General features: G+C 65.8%; 17 protein-coding genes. 11 read left to right on the forward strand and 6 right to left on the reverse strand.

Going from position 1 to position 19237, the window contains the following annotated elements:
* Positions 1–64: 64 nt before the first annotated feature.
* From argH to ACIGJG_RS03520, 3 genes are all read right to left on the reverse strand, one after another.
* Positions 65–1477 (reverse strand): argininosuccinate lyase, encoded by a 1413-nt coding sequence (argH, locus tag ACIGJG_RS03510; protein ID WP_011296882.1) that lies wholly within the window; start codon positions 1475–1477, stop codon positions 65–67.
* A gap of 128 nt (positions 1478–1605) precedes the next feature.
* Positions 1606–2328 carry an anti-sigma factor gene (locus ACIGJG_RS03515; protein WP_483672756.1) on the reverse strand — a complete coding sequence of 241 codons (723 nt, stop codon included), beginning with the start codon at positions 2326–2328 and terminating at the stop codon, positions 1606–1608.
* Positions 2325–2924 carry a sigma-70 family RNA polymerase sigma factor gene (locus ACIGJG_RS03520; protein ID WP_483672757.1) on the reverse strand — a complete coding sequence of 200 codons (600 nt, stop codon included), beginning with the start codon at positions 2922–2924 and terminating at the stop codon, positions 2325–2327. The genes ACIGJG_RS03515 and ACIGJG_RS03520 overlap by 4 nt, the downstream gene beginning before the upstream one ends.
* A gap of 142 nt (positions 2925–3066) precedes the next feature.
* Between ACIGJG_RS03520 and ACIGJG_RS03525 the strand changes: the two genes are divergently transcribed.
* Positions 3067–3681, forward strand: coding sequence for a ferritin-like domain-containing protein (locus ACIGJG_RS03525; protein ID WP_483673046.1), 615 nt, complete (start codon positions 3067–3069; stop codon positions 3679–3681).
* A 96-nt stretch (positions 3682–3777) separates the two neighbouring features.
* On the opposite strand, the gene ppc is transcribed toward ACIGJG_RS03525, so the two are convergent.
* Complete coding sequence (gene ppc / locus ACIGJG_RS03530; protein WP_483672758.1) at positions 3778–6798, reverse strand: phosphoenolpyruvate carboxylase; 3021 nt, start codon at positions 6796–6798, stop codon at positions 3778–3780.
* Between the two features lie 71 nt (positions 6799–6869).
* Here ppc and hemC point away from each other — a divergent pair, with 71 nt between their 5' ends.
* The 3 genes from hemC to ACIGJG_RS03545 are packed head-to-tail and all read left to right on the forward strand — an operon-like array spanning position 6870 to position 11146.
* A complete protein-coding gene (gene hemC, locus ACIGJG_RS03535; protein WP_483672759.1) occupies positions 6870–7874 on the forward strand; it encodes a hydroxymethylbilane synthase in 1005 nt (334 codons plus the stop codon).
* 9 nt (positions 7875–7883) lie between these two features.
* Positions 7884–9953: a fused uroporphyrinogen-III synthase HemD/membrane protein HemX gene (hemDX, locus tag ACIGJG_RS03540; protein WP_220631346.1), complete on the forward strand. Its 2070-nt coding sequence runs from the start codon at positions 7884–7886 to the stop codon at positions 9951–9953.
* 2 nt (positions 9954–9955) lie between these two features.
* Complete coding sequence (locus tag ACIGJG_RS03545) at positions 9956–11146, forward strand: heme biosynthesis protein HemY (RefSeq protein WP_011296889.1); 1191 nt, start codon at positions 9956–9958, stop codon at positions 11144–11146.
* A 31-nt stretch (positions 11147–11177) separates the two neighbouring features.
* Here the strand turns inward: ACIGJG_RS03545 and ACIGJG_RS03550 are convergent, their stop codons facing one another.
* Positions 11178–12716, reverse strand: coding sequence for a cryptochrome/photolyase family protein (locus tag ACIGJG_RS03550; RefSeq protein ID WP_041679491.1), 1539 nt, complete (start codon positions 12714–12716; stop codon positions 11178–11180).
* Positions 12717–12810: 94 nt separating this feature from the next.
* Here ACIGJG_RS03550 and ACIGJG_RS03555 point away from each other — a divergent pair, with 94 nt between their 5' ends.
* The 7 genes from ACIGJG_RS03555 (at position 12811) to ACIGJG_RS03585 (ending at position 18336) form a co-directional block, all read left to right on the forward strand.
* On the forward strand, positions 12811–13521 hold the full coding sequence (locus tag ACIGJG_RS03555) for a pseudouridine synthase (RefSeq protein ID WP_041679492.1): 711 nt from the start codon (positions 12811–12813) through the stop codon (positions 13519–13521).
* Positions 13522–13595: 74 nt separating this feature from the next.
* Positions 13596–14168, forward strand: coding sequence for a YqgE/AlgH family protein (locus tag ACIGJG_RS03560; protein WP_041679493.1), 573 nt, complete (start codon positions 13596–13598; stop codon positions 14166–14168).
* Positions 14161–14586 carry a Holliday junction resolvase RuvX gene (gene ruvX, locus ACIGJG_RS03565; protein WP_011296893.1) on the forward strand — a complete coding sequence of 142 codons (426 nt, stop codon included), beginning with the start codon at positions 14161–14163 and terminating at the stop codon, positions 14584–14586. The genes ACIGJG_RS03560 and ruvX overlap by 8 nt, the downstream gene beginning before the upstream one ends.
* Entirely contained in the window at positions 14583–15110 is a 528-nt protein-coding gene (pyrR, locus tag ACIGJG_RS03570) for a bifunctional pyr operon transcriptional regulator/uracil phosphoribosyltransferase PyrR (protein ID WP_011296894.1), read from the forward strand. Before ruvX ends, pyrR begins: the two co-directional genes overlap by 4 nt.
* A gap of 73 nt (positions 15111–15183) precedes the next feature.
* Positions 15184–16155, forward strand: a complete 972-nt coding sequence (locus tag ACIGJG_RS03575) for an aspartate carbamoyltransferase catalytic subunit (RefSeq protein ID WP_011296895.1) — start codon at positions 15184–15186, stop codon at positions 16153–16155.
* A 64-nt stretch (positions 16156–16219) separates the two neighbouring features.
* Positions 16220–17509 carry a dihydroorotase gene (locus ACIGJG_RS03580; RefSeq protein ID WP_041679494.1) on the forward strand — a complete coding sequence of 430 codons (1290 nt, stop codon included), beginning with the start codon at positions 16220–16222 and terminating at the stop codon, positions 17507–17509.
* Between the two features lie 5 nt (positions 17510–17514).
* A complete protein-coding gene (locus ACIGJG_RS03585; protein ID WP_220631348.1) occupies positions 17515–18336 on the forward strand; it encodes a lysophospholipid acyltransferase family protein in 822 nt (273 codons plus the stop codon).
* A 38-nt stretch (positions 18337–18374) separates the two neighbouring features.
* On the opposite strand, the gene ACIGJG_RS03590 is transcribed toward ACIGJG_RS03585, so the two are convergent.
* Positions 18375–19208, reverse strand: a complete 834-nt coding sequence (locus ACIGJG_RS03590; RefSeq protein ID WP_220631349.1) for a symmetrical bis(5'-nucleosyl)-tetraphosphatase — start codon at positions 19206–19208, stop codon at positions 18375–18377.
* Positions 19209–19237: the final 29 nt, after the last annotated feature.

Raw genomic sequence — 19237 nt, forward strand, 5'->3', positions numbered from 1 at the left:
CACGATGGCCGGCCCATCGTGGCTTTTTCTTGCTTGAAACTTACGCGGAACTTACAGCGTCAACTCAGAGCGCTGCGCGTGCGGCGGCGATCGCCGCGCGCACCTGGTCCGGTGCGGTGCCGCCGATGTGGTTACGCGCAGCGACCGAACCTTCGAGCGTCAGGACGGTGTGCACGTCATCGCCGATCAGTGCGGACTTGTCGCCGAGGCCCGAGACTTCACGCAGTTCGGCCACGGTAAGGTCGGCCAGGTCGCAGTTGCGGCTGTCGCACGCGCGCACGGCGTGGGCCACGGCTTCGTGCGCGTCGCGGAACGGCAGGCCCTTCTTGACGAGGTAGTCGGCCAGGTCGGTGGCCGTGGCGTAGCCCTGCAGCGCGGCGGCGCGCATGGCTTCGGGCTTGACGGTGATGCCAGGCACCATGTCAGCGAAGATGCGCAGCGTGTCCACGACGGTATCGACCGTATCGAACAGCGGTTCCTTGTCTTCCTGGTTGTCCTTGTTGTATGCGAGCGGCTGGCCCTTCATCAGCGTCAGCAGGCCGATCAGGTGGCCGTTGACGCGGCCGGTCTTGCCGCGGGCCAGTTCCGGCACGTCGGGGTTCTTCTTCTGCGGCATGATCGAGCTGCCGGTGCAGAAGCGGTCGGCGATGTCGATGAAGCCGACGCGCGGGCTCATCCACAGCACCAGTTCTTCCGAGAAGCGCGACACGTGGGTCATCACCAGCGCGGCGGCTGCGCAGAATTCGATCGCGAAGTCGCGGTCCGACACCGCATCCAGCGAATTGCGGCACACGCCGTCGAAGCCGAGCTGCTGCGCGACGAATTCGCGGTCGATCGGGTAGCTCGTGCCGGCGAGCGCGGCGGCGCCCAGCGGCAGGCGGTTGACGCGCTTGCGGCAGTCGGCCATGCGCTCGGCATCGCGCGTGAACATTTCCACGTAGGCCAGCAGGTGGTGGCCGAAAGTCACGGGCTGCGCGACCTGCAGGTGCGTGAAGCCCGGCAGGATCGTGTCAGCGTTCTGGTCGGCCAGGTCCAGCAGCGACCCGCGCAGCGCGCCGAGCAGGGCGATGATGTTGTCGATCTCGCTGCGCAGCCACAGGCGGATGTCGGTCGCGACCTGGTCGTTGCGCGAGCGGCCCGTATGCAGGCGCTTGCCGGCATCGCCGACCAGCGCGGTCAGGCGCGCTTCGATGTTCAGGTGGACGTCTTCGAGATCCAGCTTCCATTCGAAGCCGCCGGCTTCGATCTCGCCCTTGATCTGTGCCATGCCGCGCTCGATCTCGGCGCGGTCGGCCTCGGCGATGATGCCTTGCTTGGCCAGCATGGCCGCATGCGCCAGCGAGCCCTGGATGTCGAACAGGGCCAGGCGCTTGTCGAAGAACACCGAAGCGGTGTAGCGCTTCACCAGGTCGGACATCGGTTCGGAGAAGCGGGCGGACCAGGCTTCGCCTTTCTTGGCAAGTTGGGAGGTCGTCATGGACGTCAGGGCTATGTGGCTCTATGGCTCGCGCGGCGTGCGGCCGGTGCATGACCATGCGGGGCGGGCGCGAGCGGATTTCGGAGAAACGTGGATTATATCGCTCGTCGGGGACGGGCAAGCGTGCTTCAGAGCGGCGAGTGGATCAATGGTCCCTTGAAGACAACCGGGCCGCTCGGGCCGTCCGGGTTCGTCGATCCGCCAGGCGGTTCGACGCTGACCGCTAGGGCCGGTACGGCGGCGGGGAACCGGGTCAGCGCTAGCCGTGCAGCTCGCTCGCGGCCGATCACGCCGAGCGATTGCGGCTTGCCACCTTCAGGCAGCGCCCACAACTGCAGTACCTGCTGTCCGGACAAGACCGTGTCGTCGAGCCTTTGCACCACCAACTGGCGTGCCGCCGCATCCCATGACACAAGCAGGGCGGGTTTGGATTGTGCATTGTTCAGCACAGCGACTACCGCCGCATCGCCCGGCTGCCGTTGTGTCATTTGCCACCCGATGCCGACGGCGAGCACCGCAATAACGGTCATTGCCGCCGCTGCACCGCGCCAGAACACTGGTGCCATCCACAGCTTTTCCCACCACGGCGTCACCGCTGCCTCGGTCGACGGCACCGGCTTCCAGCCGAGCCGCTGTTCGACGCCGCACCACACCGCCTCTACAGTTTCCACGGACGGTTGCAACTCGGCCATGCCGGCCAGCCTGACCTGCCAGTGGCCAATCGCGGCACGCACGGCCGGTTCCTCGCGCGCAAGCTGCTCCATCCGGCGCCGTGCGCCGCCACGGAGCACGCCGAGCGCATATTGCGCTGCCATGCGGTCGAGCAGGTCGGGGTGCCGGGTCAGCCTCATGGCGCACTCTCCATGCACGCGCGCAGGCGTTCGAGACCCCGACGGATCCACGACTTCACGGTGCCAAGCGGCAATCGCAGCCGCTCGGACAGTTCGGCATGGCTCAGGTCGCGCAAGTAGGCCAGTACGATGGCTTGCCGCTGCAGCGGCTCCAGCCGTTGCAGGCAGCGGTTCAGTGCGCGCGCCTGCTGGCTGGCCAACGCCAGTTCAGCCGGGCCGGCAGCATCGTCGGCCAGCCATTCGCCGAGTTCTTCATCGAGTTCCACGGTCTGCGGCACGCGCGCGGCTGCCGCGCGGCGCAGGCAGTCGAGCGCGCGATTGCGAACGATGGTGGTCATCCACGTCATCGGCGCGGCCAGGTGCGGCCGGTAGTCGCCGGCGTGGTGCCAGATGCTGACAAAGCTTTCCTGCACGGCGTCCTCCGCCCAGTCGCGCCTTCCAGTGATACGCAGCGCAAGGCCGAACAGTTTCGTCGCGGTGTGGTCGTAGAGCGCGCGCAGCGCCTGCCGGTCGCCGAGCGCCACCGCCTGCAGCCACGCCGCCAGCCGGTCGTTGTCGGCCGATGGGGCAAAGGATGGTTCGGGGGCAGCCGGCACGTGGAGGTTCCTGGCGGAGGGCTCTGACGGATTATAGGCAGCGTCGCTGCATCCAATTGCCCGGTGCCTGCGTAAAAGCAGCATGCGATCCGCGCTGCGGACGCTGTCCCTCGATCTCTCACAGGAGCACACCATGGAACGCATGTCCACGACGTCGGCGCACCGGCTGGTTCAGTCCGAGAAAGTTTCCATCGCCTTGCCCGACGAACGCCGGCGCGGCCTGCTCAAGGTGCCGGGCCTGTTCGCGCTCGGTTCGCTGGCCGTGCTGAGCCTTGGCGAGTCGATGCCAGCTTGGGCACAGACGCAGTCAGGCAGCACGAAAGACGACATCAATATCCTGAACGTGGCGCTCGGCCTCGAGTATCAGGCCATCGCGGCCTACCAGGTCGGGGCGGAAAGCGGGCTGCTGCAGAAACCGGTGCTCGACACGGCGGTGAAGTTTCAGAACCACCACAAGGCGCACGCGCAAGTGCTGGCGGGCACGGTATCGAAGCTGGGCGGGTCGCCGGTCATGGCGAAGAAACCGTCGGAATATTCGTTCCCGACGGGACAGCTCAAGACTCAGGCGGATGTGCTGCGTTTTGCGGCGGGACTGGAGAAGGGCGCTACCGCGGCGTATCTCGGCGTGCTGCCGAATTTCTATAACCGGGATCTGACCAAGGCGGCGGGCAGCATTCTGGGCGATGAAGCAATGCACTGGGCGGTGCTGCTGCATGCGCTGGGGGATGATCCGGTGCCGGGGGCGTTTGTCGGCTGAGTGCCGGCGCCTATTGCTTGTTGCGCGGTTCCTCCCCTCTTCCGCGTGCGGGAGAGGGGAGTACGCCGCCGGCGAGGCGACGCTAGCGGAAGATACTCAACCCGTATTGCGCAACCCCGCAGCCACCCCGTTGATGGTCAGATGGATACCGCGCCGTACCCGGATATCGTCCCCATCCTTGCCCGAGCGGTAGCGCTTGAGCAGTTCCACCTGCAAGTGGTTGAGCGGATCAAGGTACGCAAAGCGGTTCTTGATCGAACGCGCGAGCAGCGGGTTGTCGGCCAGCCGTTCCTGATGCCCGGTGACCAGCGCCAGCATCTCGCAGGTCAGGTGCCATTCCTTGCTGATGCGCGCGAACACGTTCTTGCGCAGCGCGGCGTCGTCACAGAGCTGGGCATAGCGCGAGGCCACGGCCAGGTCCGTCTTGGCCAGCACCATGTCCATGTTGGACAGCAGCGTGGAGAAGAACGGCCAGGTCTTGACCATCTTGCGCAGCGTCGCCACGGCGGCTTTACGTGCCTTTTCGTCCGGCGCGGTGTCGAGCAGCGACTTGACCGCGCTGCCGAAGCCGTACCAGCCCGGCAGCAGCAGTCGGCACTGGCCCCACGAGAAGCCCCACGGAATCGCGCGCAGGTCTTCGATGCGGCGGTTCTTCTTGTCCATCAGCTTGCGCGAGGCCGGACGCGAACCGAGGTTCAGGTCGGCGATCTCGGTGATCGGCGTGGTGGCGAAGAAATAGTCCTTGAAGCCCGGGGTCTCATATACCAGGTTGCGGTAGGCGCCGAACGCACGGTCGGAAAGCTGCTGCATGATGCCTTCGAACGTGCTCAGTTCCTTCGGCGCGTTCTGCTGCGGCAGCAGCGAGGCTTCCAGCGTCGCGGCGATCACCGTTTCCAGGTTGCGCCGGCCGATCTCGGCATTGGCGAACTTGCTGTTGATGATCTCGCCCTGCTCGGTCAGGCGGATCTGCCCGTTCACCGTGCCCGGCGGCTGCGACAGGATGGCCTGGTAGGTCGGGCCGCCGCCGCGGCCGACGGTGCCGCCGCGGCCGTGGAACAGGCGCAGCTTGACCTTGCGTTGCTCGAACAGCTGGACCAGTGCGAGTTCGGCCTTGTACAGCTCCCAGTTGGAAGTCAGGAAGCCGCCGTCCTTGTTGGAATCGGAATAGCCGAGCATCACTTCCTGCTCGACACCGTGGTGCTCGATCACCGAATCGAAGCCCGGCAGGTCCAGCAGCGACTGCATGATCCCTGCTGCGTTCTGCAAGTCTTCGATGGTTTCGAACAGCGGAATGACCATCAGCTCCATGCGTGCCGGATCGGTCTTGCTGCCCAGCGTGCCCTTGAGCATGCCGGCTTCCTTCTGCAACAGCATGACTTCCACCAGGTCGGACAGCGTTTCCGTGTGCGAGATGATGTAGTTGCGCGCGACGCGCTGGCCGTAGCGCGCGCGCAGTTCGCGCGCGGTTGCCAGGATGGCCAGCTCGTTGCGGGTCTGCTCCGAATACTCGTGATACGGCAGCGTCAGCAGGCGCGGCTGGCGTAGTTCGGCGAGCAGTAGTTCGAGCTTGCGGGATTCCGGCAGCGCGGCGTAGTCCTTCTCGACGCCGGCGGCGGCAAACAGCTCGGCGACGACGGCTTCGTGCACGTCGGACACCTGGCGCATATCGACCGATGCCAGATGGAAGCCGAACACGGCAATGGCACGCACCAGTGCGTCGATGCGCGTGCTGGTCAGCGCGCGGCCGTGGTGGGCGCGCAGCGAGTCGATCACGATCTGTACGTCGGCCGCGAAAGCTTCGGCGCTGCTGTACGGTTCGGCGTCCGCCACCGGATGGCGCGGCGCGCCCTGACCGGTCAGCATCTTGCTGGTCGCGGCAAGGCGCGCATAGATGCCGATCAGCGCGCGGCGGTACGGCTCGTCGGCGCGGTGGGCGGAGTGGTCGGGCGATGCCTCGGCCAGTGCGAGCAGTTCGGGGCTCGCGTCGACCATCAGCGTCGACATCGACAGCTCGGCGCCCAGCGCATGCACCTCGTCGAGGTACCAGCCCAGGATCATCCGCGACTGCTGGGTGGCGGCGTGGTCGAGCGTTTCGGCCGTCACGTTCGGATTGCCGTCGCGGTCGCCGCCGATCCACGAACCCATTTGCATAAACGGCGCCAGCGGCGCGGCTTCGGCAGCGGCGCCCTTGGTCTTGCGTGAGGCCGGGAAGATCGCGGCGATGTCCTCTTCCAGTTCGCTCATCAGTTGCGGGATGCCGTGCAGGAAGGTGGTGCGGTAGTACGACAGTGCGTTGTCGATTTCGTCGGCCACCGTCAGCCGCGAGTCACGCAGCATGCGGGTCTGCCACAGCGTGGTGACTTTGGCGCGAAGCTGAGCGGTGTTGCGGTCGCGCTCGCGCGCGGTCATCGGCAGGTCGCGCTCCGCCAGCAGGCGCGCGATCTCGCGCTCGGCGTCCAGGATGCTCTTGCGCTGGACTTCGGTCGGGTGCGCCGTCAGCACCGGAACGATCAGTGCCTCGTCCAGGAACTTGCGCAGCTGCTTGCCCGTGACACCGGCGGCGTCGATCTTCTCGAGCGCGTGCTGCAGGCTGCCGTCTTGCGGCGGCGAACCGGCCAGCGCGTGGATGCGGCGGCGGCGGTTGTGGTGCTGGTCCTCGGCGATATTGGCCAGATGCGAGAAATAGCTGAACGCGCGCACGACCTGATTGGTCTGGTCTCGCGACAGGCGCTTGAGCAGGCGGTCCAGTTCGGCACCGGCGGCACGGTCGTTCTCGCGTCGGAATCGCACGGCGGTCTGGCGGATGGTCTCGACCACCTCGAAGGTGGCATCACCTTCCTGCTCGCGCAGGCATTCGCCCAGCAGGCGGCCCAGGAAGCGGATGTCCTCGCGCAGCGGCACGTCCTTGTCGGTCGCCGAGCGGCGTGCCGGGCTGGCGTTCAGGGCGCCATTTGCGGGCACGACCATCAGATTGGCCTTCGAAATCGGTTTGATGCCAGGGGTCTTGGAAGCGGTCTTGCGGGTTGATGCGCCGTTCGCGTCACTCTGGCCTGAGGCCTGGGAGGGGGCTTCTCGATTGGCCGAGCGTCGGCCGGGGCGCGCAGCATGCTGCGTCATGCAATCTCCTCTTGCTTTACTTCTGTCCGATGGTGCGGAGCGGCGATTGGGTCGCGTGCTAACATTGACGAATGCATGCATCCGCCTTCCCGACTTCTTCTACCGCCGTGTCCAGCAGCCTTCCGCACAAGCTTGTCATCGCCTCCCGCGAGAGCCGTCTGGCCATGTGGCAGGCTGAATATGTGCGTGCTGCGCTGCAACAATACTATCCCGCGTGCGATGTGTCCATTCTGGGCATGACCACGCGCGGAGACCAGATTCTAGACCGGACTTTGTCGAAAGTCGGCGGAAAGGGTTTGTTTGTCAAAGAGCTGGAATTCGCGATGGCCGAAGGCCGGGCCGATCTCGCGGTGCATTCGCTGAAGGATGTACCGATGGAGTTGCCCGACGGCTTCGCGCTGACCGCGGTGATGGAGCGCGAGGATCCGCGCGATGCGCTGGTTTCATCGACGTTTGCATCGCTCGACGAGATGCCGGCCGGGACCGTGGTCGGCACCTCGAGCCTGCGTCGCGAGGCCGCGCTGCGCGCGCGTTATCCGCATCTGGTCATCAAGCCACTGCGCGGCAATCTCGATACCCGCCTGGGCAAGCTCGATCGCGGCGAATACGGCGCGATCATCCTGGCCGCGGCCGGTCTGAAGCGGCTGGGCCTTGGCGATCGCATCCGCGCACTGATCGCGCCGGAGGCTTCGCTGCCTGCAGCGGGACAGGGCGCGCTTGGTATCGAAATCCTGTCGACGCGTCCCGATGTCGCCGCGTGGCTATCTCCACTGAACCACCAGCCGACCGCGCTCGCGGTCACGGCAGAACGGGCGGTGTCGCGCATGCTTGGCGGCTCGTGCCAGGTGCCGCTGGCCGCGCATGCGCGCTGGGTTGGCGACCAATTGCGGCTCGATGCCTTCGTGGCCATGCCCGATGGCTCGCGGCAGACGCGTGCATCGGCCGCCGGTCTGGTGGTCGATGCTGCGGCGGCTGAGGCACTTGGCGCGTCGGCCGCGCGGGATCTGCTCTCGCAGGGCGCCGCCGAGATTCTCGCCGCGCTGGCCGACACACCGGCTCCCCAAGATCCAGCCTGAGGCCGGCCCATGCCCCGCCCGACTGTCGTTGTCACACGACCCGCCGGGCAGTCCCGGCAACTGACAGAAGCGCTCCAGGCCGCAGGGCTCGATGTCCTCGGCTTTCCGCTGCTCTCGATTGGCCCCGCCGCCGATGACGCGCCGCTGCGCGCGGCACTGGCGCGCTTGGACCAATTCGCGCTGGTGATTTTTGTCAGCCCCAACGCCATCCAGTACGCGGTCGATGCGCTCGCTGTGGTGCAGGGCATTGCCGCGGCGCAGTGGCCGCCCGGCGTCCCGGTGGCCGTGGTCGGACCCGCCAGCGTCATGGCGCTGGCCGAACGTGGCATTGTCGCGCCCGACTATCGCGTGATCGCGCCGGCGGGTGCCGACGGCAACGGCACGAACGGCGGCGCCAACGGCGAAGAAGCCCGTTTTGACTCCGAAGCGCTCTGGGCTCAGCTCGAACCGGCCGCACTGCAAGGACGCTCCGTGCTCATCGTCCGCGGCAACGGTGGCCGCGACTGGCTTGGCGACCGATTGCGCGAAGCGGGCGCGGACGTCACGGCCGTCGAGGCGTACCAGCGCACGCTGCCCGAGCCCACTGCCATGCAATGGCAGGCCGTGCGCGACGGCCTGAGCCCTGGCGCCGCCCCGCAAGCCTGGCTGCTGACCAGCTCCGAAGCCGTGCGCAACCTCGAGACACTGGCGCGACATAACCTGTCGCCGCAGGAACTGGCCACCCTGAAACAGGTGCAGTGCATCGCGCCGCATGCGAGAATCGCCGAACAGGCGCAGGCGCTCGGCTTCACGCGCATCCTGCGTGCAGCGCCAGGCGATGCCGGCCTGCTCGCGGCATGCAAACAGTGGGCGGATGCCTATGCGGGCCCGATAGCCGCAAGTACACCGGTTCCTGCGGTGGCTCCGGCACCGCGGCCGGAGCCGCTGCCCGTGCCGCCGCCTGCCATGACAAACAGGGTCGAACGCGTGACGCAAGAAACTACGTCCTCCTCAACCACCATTCCCCCCGGTGCCACGGCTTCGGCTTCGCCATCGGCCTCGTTCGCCGCGCCGCGCCGCAATGCCGCATTGTGGGCGCTGGTGGCGGTGCTGGTGCTGGCAACTGCCGGCGGCTTCTGGTGGCTGCAGCAGCGGGTCGACCACCTGACCGAGGAGCTGGCACGACGCCAGCAGAGCAACGACGCCTTGGTGCAGGAAACGCGCGTGCTGTCGCGCAACGCGCAGGACACCGTCAAGGAGCTGCAGGCCAAGGTCGGCGCGCTGGACGGCCAGGTCGGCGAGACCCGCGACAAGCAGGTCGCGCTCGAACAGGTCTACCAGGACCTGATGCGCAACCGCGATGATTGGGAAATCGCCGAGATCCAGCAGTTGCTGACCAATGCCGGCCAGCAGCTCCAGCTCACCGGCAACGTCCAGGTCGCACTGGCCGCGCTGCAGAGTGCCGACGCACGTCTGGCCCGCACCGACAAGCCGCAGTACAACCTGCTGCGGCGCGCACTGGCGCGCGATATCGCGCGCATGAAGGCGGTGCCCGATACCGACCTGACCGGCGCTGCCATCAAGCTTGATGAAGCCATCAACCAGATCGACGCGCTGCCGCTGTTGTCCAGCGAACGCATGCTCGAGCGTACCGAGGCCGAAGACCGCAAGGATGCCGGCCGTGGCGCTGCTGCCAAGGGTGCACGCGAGGCCTCTGCCCCGGCATCGGGCGGCGTAGGCAACTGGTTCGCCCGGCTGTGGAATTACATGCGCGATGAAATGGCGCAGGTTATCCGCATCCGCAAGGTCGATGACACTGAAGCGCTGTTGCTGTCGGGGGACCAGGGCTGGTTCCTGCGCGAGAACGTCAAGCTGCGCATGCTCAATGCACGCCTGGCGCTGCTGTCGCGCAATGAGCCGGTCTTCCGCAATGACCTTGCCGCGGCGCAAGCCATGATCGGCCGTTATTTCGACACGAGGTCAAGGCGCGTGCAAACCGTGCTCACGCTGCTCAAGCAGGCGCAGGCTGGCGCGGTGACGGTGCAGTTGCCGACCATGGCGGAAAGCCTCGGCGCGCTGCACGCGCTGAAGAAGGAGTAACCATGCGCCTGCTTTTCTGGGTCGCGATCCTGTTCGGCGGTGCGGTCGGGCTGGCGCTGTTCACGCAGTTCAACCACAGCAATGTGGTGCTGTTCTATCCGCCGTACCGTGTCGAGCTGTCGCTGAACCTGGCGCTGGCGCTGCTGCTGCTGGTGTTCTTCGTAGTGTGGACTGTCTTGTCCACGGCGCGTCATCTTTCCGAGATGCCGCGCAGGGCAGCCGCGTATCGTGAACGCAGCCGCATGAACAAGGCCCAGGCGGCGCTGCGCGAATCGATTGAAAACCTGTTCGCGGGCCGTTTCGCGCGCGCCGAACGCGCAGCGCGTGAGGCGCAGTCCTGGGATGCGCAGGTGCAGACCGCCGCGCTGGTCGGCGCCCGCGCCGCGCACCGCATGCAGGAGACCGATCGCCGCGACGCCTGGATGGCGCAGGTCACCGATCCGGAGCGCGAGCAGGCACGGCTGGTCTCCATGGCCGAATTGCTGATGGATGCGCGCGATGCCGATGGCGCGCTCGAGACCATTGCTCAATTGCAAGCCCAAGGCGCGCGCCAGATCCACGTGCAGCGCATCGCGTTGCGTGCGCACCAGCACCTGAAGAACTGGTCCGAAGTGCTGCGCCTCGCGCGGTCGCTGGAAAAGCGCAACGCCCTGCATCCGGTGCTCGCGCTGCGGCTCAAGCAGATGGCCTGCGAGGCCATGCTGGACGAGCGCCGCCACGACGCCGAGGCCCTGTCCTCGTTTTGGCGCACGCTGTCGGCCGACGAACGGCGCGCCGCGCGGATCGCCGAGCCGGCGGCCCGCTACTTTGCCGCACTTGGCCGGCAGGACGAGGCGCGGCGCATCATCGAGGATGCACTCAAGGTCCACTGGGACAGCCGCCTGGTGCTGCGCTATGCCGACTGTGCCAGAGCCGGCCACGCCCTGCCGCTGATCCAGCAGGCAGAGAAATGGATCAACGAACATCCCGCTGACCCCGACCTTTACTTCACGCTCGGCGTGCTTTGCCTTGGCGAGCAGCTGTGGGGCAAGGCCCAGTCCAGCTTCGAGCGCGCCTTGAAGTATGCGGATCGCCATCAGCAGACCCGTCTGCGCGTGCGCACTCACCTGGCACTGGCTCGCCTGTTCGAAGAGACCGAGCGGCCCGAAGAGGCGCAGCGCCACTACCGCGAAAGCGCGATGCTGGCTGCCTGAAGCCCGCACGCGTATCCGTCCCGCGCGGCAGTCAGCCTTCCGGCCGCCGCCATTCCTTCACCACCGCATAGCGCTCCAGTGTTTCCTTGCGCGCGACGTCGTGCTGCACGAGCGGGCGCGGATAGTTCTCACCCAGCCGAACGCCTGCAGCGAGCAGCACGTCCTGCGGTGCGGTCCACGGTGCATGCACGTACTTGTCCGGCAATGCTGCGAGTTGTGGCAGGTACTTCCGGATAAAGCGGCCCTGCGGGTCGAATTTTTCCGATTGCGTGACCGGGTTGAAAATGCGGAACCAAGGCTGCGCATCGCATCCGGTTGAGGCGGCCCATTGCCAGCCGCCGTTGTTGGCCGCGAAATCGAAGTCGTTGAGTTGGTCGGCAAAGTAATGCTCGCCACGGCGCCAGTCCACGCCCAGGTCTTTGACCAGGAAGCTGGCCGTCACCATCCGAAGCCGGTTGTGCATATAACCGCTTTGACGGATCTGCAGCATCGCGGCATCGACGAGCGGATACCCGGTAGCAGCATCGCGCCATGACTCGAAATAGCGATCGCCGGTTTCACCGTCGCGCCACCGGATGATGTCGTAGGCCGGATGGAAAGCCTCGCCAGCCGCCACACGCGGATGGTGGTGCAGGATCATGAAGTAGAAGTCCCGCCAGACCAGTTCCGACAACCAGGTCGCGGCGCCAGCGCTGTCCGCGCCGCCGCGCAGCACTGCCCCATGTGCGGCGCGGGCCAGGGTGCGGATCGACACCGTGCCGAATCGCAGGTGCACGGACAGATAGCTCGGTCCGCGCAGGGCAGGGTAGTCACGCCGGCGGCCGTAGTCGCCCATGCGTGATGTGAATTCCTCGAACAATGCCTGGCCACCTGAACTGCCCGTTGGCATGGCGACCTCTGCGAGATTGCTCGGAGCAAATCCCAGATCCTCCAGTGAGGGCAGTGGAACTAGCCGCTTCGAGGGAAGCGGTGCCAGCGCATGCAGGTATGGCTCGATCGGGTAGGGCCGAAGGTCAAATGGCTGGATTGTCTTGAGCCAGGCGTTCTTGTAAGGCGTGAACACGGCAAACGGCTTGCCCTGGCTCGTCAGGATCTCGTCGCGCTCGAAGATGACCTGATCCTTGAACGTGAACAGCACGCGCGCGTCCCCGGCCAGCGAGTCACGGACCGCAGCATCACGGGCAACGGCGTCCGGTTCATAGTCATGGTTGGCGAATACGGCCTGCACGCCCAATTCACGGGCCAGGGCGGGAATCGCGCTTGCAGCCGAATCGTTCATGACGATCAGACCGCCGCCGGCGGCGCGCAAGGTGGCATCGAGTTCGATCAGCGACGCGCGGATGAAATCGACGCGCCGGTCCCCTTTCAGGCCGCGGGCTAGCAGTGGGTCCAGGATGTCGCGGTCGAACACGAATACGCACCAAACCTCGCGGCAGTGCTTGAGGGCATAATGCAGCGCCGCGTGGTCGGTTGACCTCAGGTCGCGCCGGAACCACACGAGGCCGCGGTCGAACTGGTGGTCGATGCGGTAGGGTGGGCGAGCGTGGGCTGGTGTGTCTGCGCCTTGCATGGTGCCTTGGTGAAGGTTAGCCGGGCGATACCCTAACATAGCGATACGGATGGCCCAGCCCTCCGAAACATTTTCACTGACGATTCAATTTCCCATGACCCTCGACCGCATCCTCCAATCCCAAGGCTTTGGCACACGCCGCTACTGTGGCGACTTGATCGCTGCGGGGCTGGTGGAGGTCAATGGCGAGCTCTGCGAAGACCCACGTGCGCAGTTCGAGGTTGACGGACTGCGCCTGACTGTCGATGGTGAGGAATGGTTGGCCTGCACCAAGGCCTACCTGATGCTGAACAAGCCGGCCGGCTACGAGTGCTCGCAGCGCCCGCGCCACCACCCGAGCGTGTACAACCTGCTCCCGGTGCCGCTGCGCCAGCGCGAGGTGCAGGCCGTCGGCCGGCTCGACCACGACACCACGGGCTTGCTGTTGCTGACGGACGATGGGCAGTTCATCCACGCCCAGACTTCGCCAAAGCGCAAGGTGCCGAAGGTCTACGAGGTGACGACGGCCGAGCCGGTCACGCAAGAACAGGTGGACGCCCTGCGCACTGGCGTGAAACTCGACGATGAACCGGTGCCGATCGCCGCAGAAGGGTGCGAAATCACTGGCGAATGCAGCCTGCGCCTGACGCTGCTGCAAGGCAAGTACCACCAGGTCAAGCGCATGGTGGCCGCTGCCGGCAATCACGTGAATGCCTTGCATCGCAGTGCGGTCGGCGGCTTGAGGCTGGATCCAGCGGCGCTGCCAGAAGGTGAGTGGCGCTGGCTGACGGCCGAGGATCTGGCGGCCTTGACCAGCAAGGACTGAGCCACCGTTTGCTGCGCCGCAGCGCGGCCAATTCTTTTCGGGTCGCCTCCCAGTGATTTGGTAAAATGCCACGTATGGCCAAGTCCGAAGCTCCCATCAATCTGACCAATCAGTTCCTGATTGCCATGCCCGGCATGGCTGATCCGACGTTTTCGGGCTCTGTCGTCTACCTTTGCGAACACAATGAGCGTGGCGCGCTCGGGCTGGTGATCAACCGTCCGATCGACATCGACATGGCCACGCTGTTCGACAAGATCGATCTCAAGCTGGAAATCCAGCCTGTGGCGCATCAGCCCGTCTATTTCGGTGGCCCGGTGCAGACCGAACGCGGTTTTGTGCTGCATGACCCGGTCGGCATCTATGTGTCGTCACTCGCCGTACCCGGCGGGCTGGAGATGACGACCTCAAAGGACGTACTAGAGGCCGTGGCGAACGGTAGCGGCCCTCACCGTTTCCTGCTGACCCTGGGCTACTCCGGCTGGGGCGCCGGCCAGCTCGAAGACGAGCTTTCCCGCAATGGCTGGCTGACTGTCCAGGCCGACCCCGAAATCATCTTCAGCGTGCCACCCGAAGAGCGCTTCTCGGCGGCTATCCGCCTGCTGGGCATCGATATCACCATGCTTTCCGGCGAGGCCGGGCATGCCTGACGGCGTGGGGCGCGAACTGCCCCGCGATGGCACGGTCTTGGCATTCGACTACGGCGAGAAGAAGATCGGCGTTGCACTCGGCAACTTCGTCACGCGTCACGCGACCGCCCTGACTATCCTTCCGAACGTGTCGGTCGAAGGCCGCTTCCAGGCCGTCGGCGAGTTGATCCGCGAGTGGACGCCCGTGCAGCTCGTAGTGGGCATGCCGGTCAACCCGGAAGGCGGCGAGCAGCCCTCCATGCGGCTCGCACGCCGCTTCGGCAATCAGCTCAACGGACGCTATAGCCTGCCCGTCGAGTGGGTGGACGAACGCTATTCCTCGCGTATGGCCGCCATGGGCGGCGCCCGCCGCGGCGAGCTCGATGCCGAGGCCGCACGCATCATCCTGCAACAGTATTTCGACCAGCTTCCGCTATGACCCGACACACCAATCCCGACGCCGAGGCGCTTTACCGCGCCTTGCTCGACAAGGCTCAGGCGCTGATTCCGCAAGCCGAGCGTGCGCAGTGGTCCGTGGCCGGCATCCATTCCGGCGGCGCCTGGATTGCGCATAGGCTCGCGGCGGATCTGGGACTGCCTGACCACGGTGTCATCAACGTGGCCTTCCACCGTGACGACTATGCCAAAAAAGGCCTGCACAGCCAGGCCCAGCCGAGCACGCTGCCGTTCGACGTGCAGGACCGCAAGATCCTGCTGATCGACGACGTGCTGGCGACCGGCCGCACCATCCGCGCGGCGGTCAATGAACTGTTCGACTATGGCCGTCCCGCGCGTGTCGCGCTGGGCGTGCTGGTGGATCGCGGCGGCCGCGAGCTGCCGATTGCGGCGGACCTGGTCGCGCTGCAGACTGAACTCCCGCGCGAAGCCACGCTCGTACTAGCGCGCCAGGGTGAAGGCGCCAAGGCGACCTTTGCCTTTACCACCGAATCATCGGCCGGTTGATCCGGCCAATTTTTCGTTCACCGGCTCCGAGACCAGACTAGTCCCCCCGATTTTTGCCCGCGCCTGACCACCCATGACCAAGACGTTCCGCAACCCGCAGCTGACCAAGAACGGCGAACTGAAGCACCTGCTGTCGATCGAGGGATTGTCGCGTGACATGATCACGCACATCCTCGATACCGCCAGCCAGTTCGTGTCGCTGTCCGACTCTGACCGCGATGTGAAGAAGGTGCCGCTGCTGCGCGGCAAGAGCGTGTTCAACCTGTTCTTCGAGAACTCTACGCGTACGCGCACCACCTTCGAGATCGCCGCCAAGCGGTTGTCGGCGGACGTGCTGAACCTGAATATCAACGCCTCGTCGACCAGCAAGGGCGAGTCGCTGCTGGACACGATCAACAACCTGTCGGCCATGTCGGCGGACATGTTCGTGGTGCGCCACGCCAGTTCGGGCGCGCCGTACCTGATCGCCGAACACGTTGCACCGCACGTACACGTGATCAACGCCGGCGACGGTCGTCATGCGCACCCGACGCAAGGCCTGCTGGACATGTACACGATCCGGCACTTCAAGAAGGACTTCACGCAACTGCGCGTGGCGATCGTTGGCGACATCCTGCACTCGCGCGTGGCGCGTTCGGATATCCACGCGCTGACCACGCTCGGCGTGCCGGAAGTGCGCGCCATCGGCCCGCGTACGCTTCTGCCGTCGGGACTCGAGCAGATGGGCGTGCGTGTCTTCCACAACATGGAAGAGGGCCTGAAGGACGTGGATGTGGTGATCATGCTGCGCTTGCAGAACGAACGCATGAGCGGCGCGCTACTGCCGTCGGCGCAGGAGTACTTCAAGGCCTTCGGCCTGACGCCGGAACGCCTCGCGCTGGCCGCACCCGACGCGATCGTGATGCACCCGGGGCCGATGAACCGTGGCGTGGAGATTGACTCCGCGGTGGCGGACGGCCCGCAATCGGTGATCCTGAACCAGGTGACGTTCGGCATCGCCGTGCGCATGGCCGTGATGGGTATCGTGGCAGGAAACAGTGACTGACCACGCGATGCCCACTTCGAGCCAGAACATCCCGAACACGCCAAGCGACACGACAAGCCAAGCTATGAAGATTCACATCCAGGGCGGCCGCCTGATCGACCCGGCCGCGAACCTCGACGCCCAGCAGGACCTCTATATCGCCGCCGGCAAAATTGTCGGCGTGGGCAGCGCACCGGCGGACTTCACCGCCAACAAGACCATCGACGCCCGCGGCCTGATCGTGTGCCCGGGCCTCGTCGACTTGTCGGCCCGCCTGCGCGAGCCCGGCTACGAATACAAGGCCACGCTCGAATCCGAAGTGGCCGCCGCGGCAGCGGGTGGCGTGACCAGTCTGCTCTGCCCGCCTGATACGGACCCTGTGCTCGACGAGCCCGGCCTGGTCGAGATGCTGAAGTTCCGCGCGCGCACGCTGAACCAGACCCACGTCTACCCGCTGGGCGCGCTGACGCAGGGCCTGAAGGGCGAAGTCCTGACCGAGATGAACCAGCTGACCGAGGCCGGCTGCGTGGGCTTCAGCCAGGCCGAGGCGCCGGTCCGAAACACGCAGGTGCTGCTGCGTGCGCTGCAGTACGCGCAGACCTTCGGCTTCACCGTGTGGCTGCGTCCGGAAGATCCTTTCCTCGGCGGCGGCGTGGCCGCGAGCGGCGCCGTGGCGTCGCGCCTGGGGTTGTCGGGCGTGTCCGTCATTGCCGAGACGGTGCGCCTGCATACCATCTTCGAGCTGATGCGCGCCAGCGGTGCGCGCGTGCATCTTTGCCGGCTGTCGACGGCAGCAGGTCTCGAGCTGGTGCGTCAGGCCAAGCGTGAAGGCCTCGCTGTGACGTGCGACGTCAACATCCACCATGTCTCGCTGACCGACATGGATATCGGCTACTTCAACTCGCAGATGCGTTTTTCACCGCCGCTGCGCAGTGCGCGCGACCGCGATGCCATCGTCGCCGCGCTGGCCGACGGCACCATCGACGCGCTGTGCTCGGACCACACGCCGGTCGACGACGACGAGAAGCTGCTTCCGTTTGCCGAAGCAACGCCGGGCGCCATCGGCCTGGAACTGCTACTGCCGCTGACGCTGCGCTGGGCCGCCGAACATAAGGTGCCGCTGAAGACCGCTCTGGCACGCATCACCTCCGAACCCGCGCGCGTGGCCGGCCTGAAGGCCGGTACGCTGGCGTCAGGCGCTGTCGCGGACATCTGTGTGTTCGATCCGAAGGAAGTCTGGAAGGTCGACCGCCAGTCCATCAAGAGCCAGGGCAAGAACTCGCCGTGGCTCGGCTACGAGATGGAAGGAAGGGTGCGTATGACGCTGGTCGGTGGCCAGGTTGTCTACGGCAACAACAATCACAACCACCACTGACGCGCATGGTCTGGCTGCGAAAGGCGGCGCTGGTTCTGCATATGGTGCGCGGGTTGCTGACCTGTGCGGTGCTGTTTCCGTGGCTGGGCGCGAGTTCGCGGGCATGGCACATCCGGCGCTGGTCGCACCGGCTACTGCGGATCTGCGGGATTGAGCTTGAGGTCGCCGGTGAACTGGAGCCCCATGGTGGCTGCCAGGGTGCCCTTGTGGTTTCCAACCACATCTCGTGGCTCGACATCTATGTGATCCACAGCTGGCGGCCGGTGCGTTTTGTCGCCAAGTCGGAGATCCGCAGCTGGCCGGTGATCGGCTGGCTTTGTGAAAAGACCGGCACGCTGTTCATCGAACGCGCACGTAAGCGCGACGCCCATCGCGTGCTGCATGACATTACCGACGTGATGCTCCAGGGCGACCTCGTCGGCGTGTTTCCTGAGGGCACAACCACCGATGGCAGCGATGTGCTGCCTTTCCATGCCAACCTGATGCAGGCGCCGATTTCTGGCGGGCTGCCGGTGTTGCCGCTTGGCCTCAGCTATGTCGATGCCGCGACCGGCAAGCCGACGCTGGCCCCGGCTTACATTGATGACCTGAGCCTGCTCGACTGCCTGAATGCCATCCTGAAGGCGCCGCGCATCAAGGCACGGCTCGCGATTGGACCGATGCTGCATCCCACGTCTGATAGTCGCCGCGAGTTGGCGGCGTCGGCACGCGAAGTGGTTGTTCACCTGGCCCGGGGCGCACACGAGGCAGCTGCCGCTGCGGCAATCCGGCGCAATCAGGATAGCGAGGAGTTCGCCGGAACCCCGGCGCCGACTGCCACGAGCTGATCTGGGCTGTCGTCCCCGCCGTGGCAGGGACGACATCGTCAGGCGAGCGGGTCACAATATTGGGGGCACTCGACCTGGATCAGCGTCCTCGCGGCCGGATCCGCGGCGAGGCGCGCCGCGGTCAGTTTGCCGCCCCAGACGCAACCGGTATCGAGCGCCATCAGGTTCGGGCGCATTACCAGGCCGAGCGTCGACCAGTGCCCGCACACCACGGTGACATTCTCGGTTCGGCGTCCCGGCACGTCGAACCATGGCATGAAGCCGGCCGGTGCCTTGCCGAGCCCCTCCTTGGTCTTGAAGTCCATCACCCCGTCGGCGGTGCAATAGCGCAGCCGGGTGAGTGCATTAATGACCACGCGGTGACGTTCGATCCCCCGCAGGCCGTCGTGCCAGCGGTTGGCAGCGTTGCCAAAGATGTCGGCCAGGAAACCTTGCCAGTTCGGGCCTTGCAGTTGTTCTTCGACTGCATGGGCGAGATCGATGACTTGCTCGGCGGACCATTGGGGCAGGACGCCGGCGTGGATGCACAGGAAGTTGTTCTCGAGGAGGGCGAGCGGGCGGTGGCGCAGCCAGGTTAGCAAGTCGTCACGGTCAGGGGCGGTAAGGATGTCCTGCAAGGTGTCGGATTTGCCGTTCTTACGCACGCCTGCTGCCGCGGCCAGGGCGTGGATGTCGTGGTTGCCCAGCACGGTTTCTGCACGGTCGCCCAGAGCGCGGACGGTACGGAGCGTCTGGAGTGAGGCGGGGCCGCGGTTGATCAGGTCGCCGACAAGGCGGAGGCCACCGTCCGGTGGAAGTTTGCCAAGCAGTTCGTTAAAAGAACCGGCGCATCCCTGGAGATCGCCAACCGCGAAATATGATTTATAAGACACTTTTTGCCTGTGTCCGCTGAGCAGCGGGG

Source organism: Cupriavidus sp. C1SS-2L (assembly GCF_057073735.1).

Bases quoted from the DNA above. Each gene is read 5' to 3' on its own strand.
- argH (WP_011296882.1), bottom strand. From the start codon at position 1,477: ATGACGACCTCCCAACTTGCCAAGAAAGGCGAAGCCTGGTCCGCCCGC.
- ACIGJG_RS03515 (WP_483672756.1), bottom strand. From the start codon at position 2,328: ATGAGGCTGACCCGGCACCCCGACCTGCTCGACCGCATGGCAGCGCAA.
- ACIGJG_RS03525 (WP_483673046.1), top strand. From the start codon at position 3,067: ATGTCCACGACGTCGGCGCACCGGCTGGTTCAGTCCGAGAAAGTTTCC.
- ppc (WP_483672758.1), bottom strand. From the start codon at position 6,798: ATGACGCAGCATGCTGCGCGCCCCGGCCGACGCTCGGCCAATCGAGAA.
- hemC (WP_483672759.1), top strand. From the start codon at position 6,870: ATGCATGCATCCGCCTTCCCGACTTCTTCTACCGCCGTGTCCAGCAGC.
- hemDX (WP_220631346.1), top strand. From the start codon at position 7,884: ATGCCCCGCCCGACTGTCGTTGTCACACGACCCGCCGGGCAGTCCCGG.
- ACIGJG_RS03545 (WP_011296889.1), top strand. From the start codon at position 9,956: ATGCGCCTGCTTTTCTGGGTCGCGATCCTGTTCGGCGGTGCGGTCGGG.
- ACIGJG_RS03550 (WP_041679491.1), bottom strand. From the start codon at position 12,716: ATGCAAGGCGCAGACACACCAGCCCACGCTCGCCCACCCTACCGCATC.
- ACIGJG_RS03555 (WP_041679492.1), top strand. From the start codon at position 12,811: ATGACCCTCGACCGCATCCTCCAATCCCAAGGCTTTGGCACACGCCGC.
- ACIGJG_RS03560 (WP_041679493.1), top strand. From the start codon at position 13,596: ATGGCCAAGTCCGAAGCTCCCATCAATCTGACCAATCAGTTCCTGATT.
- ruvX (WP_011296893.1), top strand. From the start codon at position 14,161: ATGCCTGACGGCGTGGGGCGCGAACTGCCCCGCGATGGCACGGTCTTG.
- pyrR (WP_011296894.1), top strand. From the start codon at position 14,583: ATGACCCGACACACCAATCCCGACGCCGAGGCGCTTTACCGCGCCTTG.
- ACIGJG_RS03575 (WP_011296895.1), top strand. From the start codon at position 15,184: ATGACCAAGACGTTCCGCAACCCGCAGCTGACCAAGAACGGCGAACTG.
- ACIGJG_RS03580 (WP_041679494.1), top strand. From the start codon at position 16,220: ATGAAGATTCACATCCAGGGCGGCCGCCTGATCGACCCGGCCGCGAAC.
- ACIGJG_RS03585 (WP_220631348.1), top strand. From the start codon at position 17,515: ATGGTCTGGCTGCGAAAGGCGGCGCTGGTTCTGCATATGGTGCGCGGG.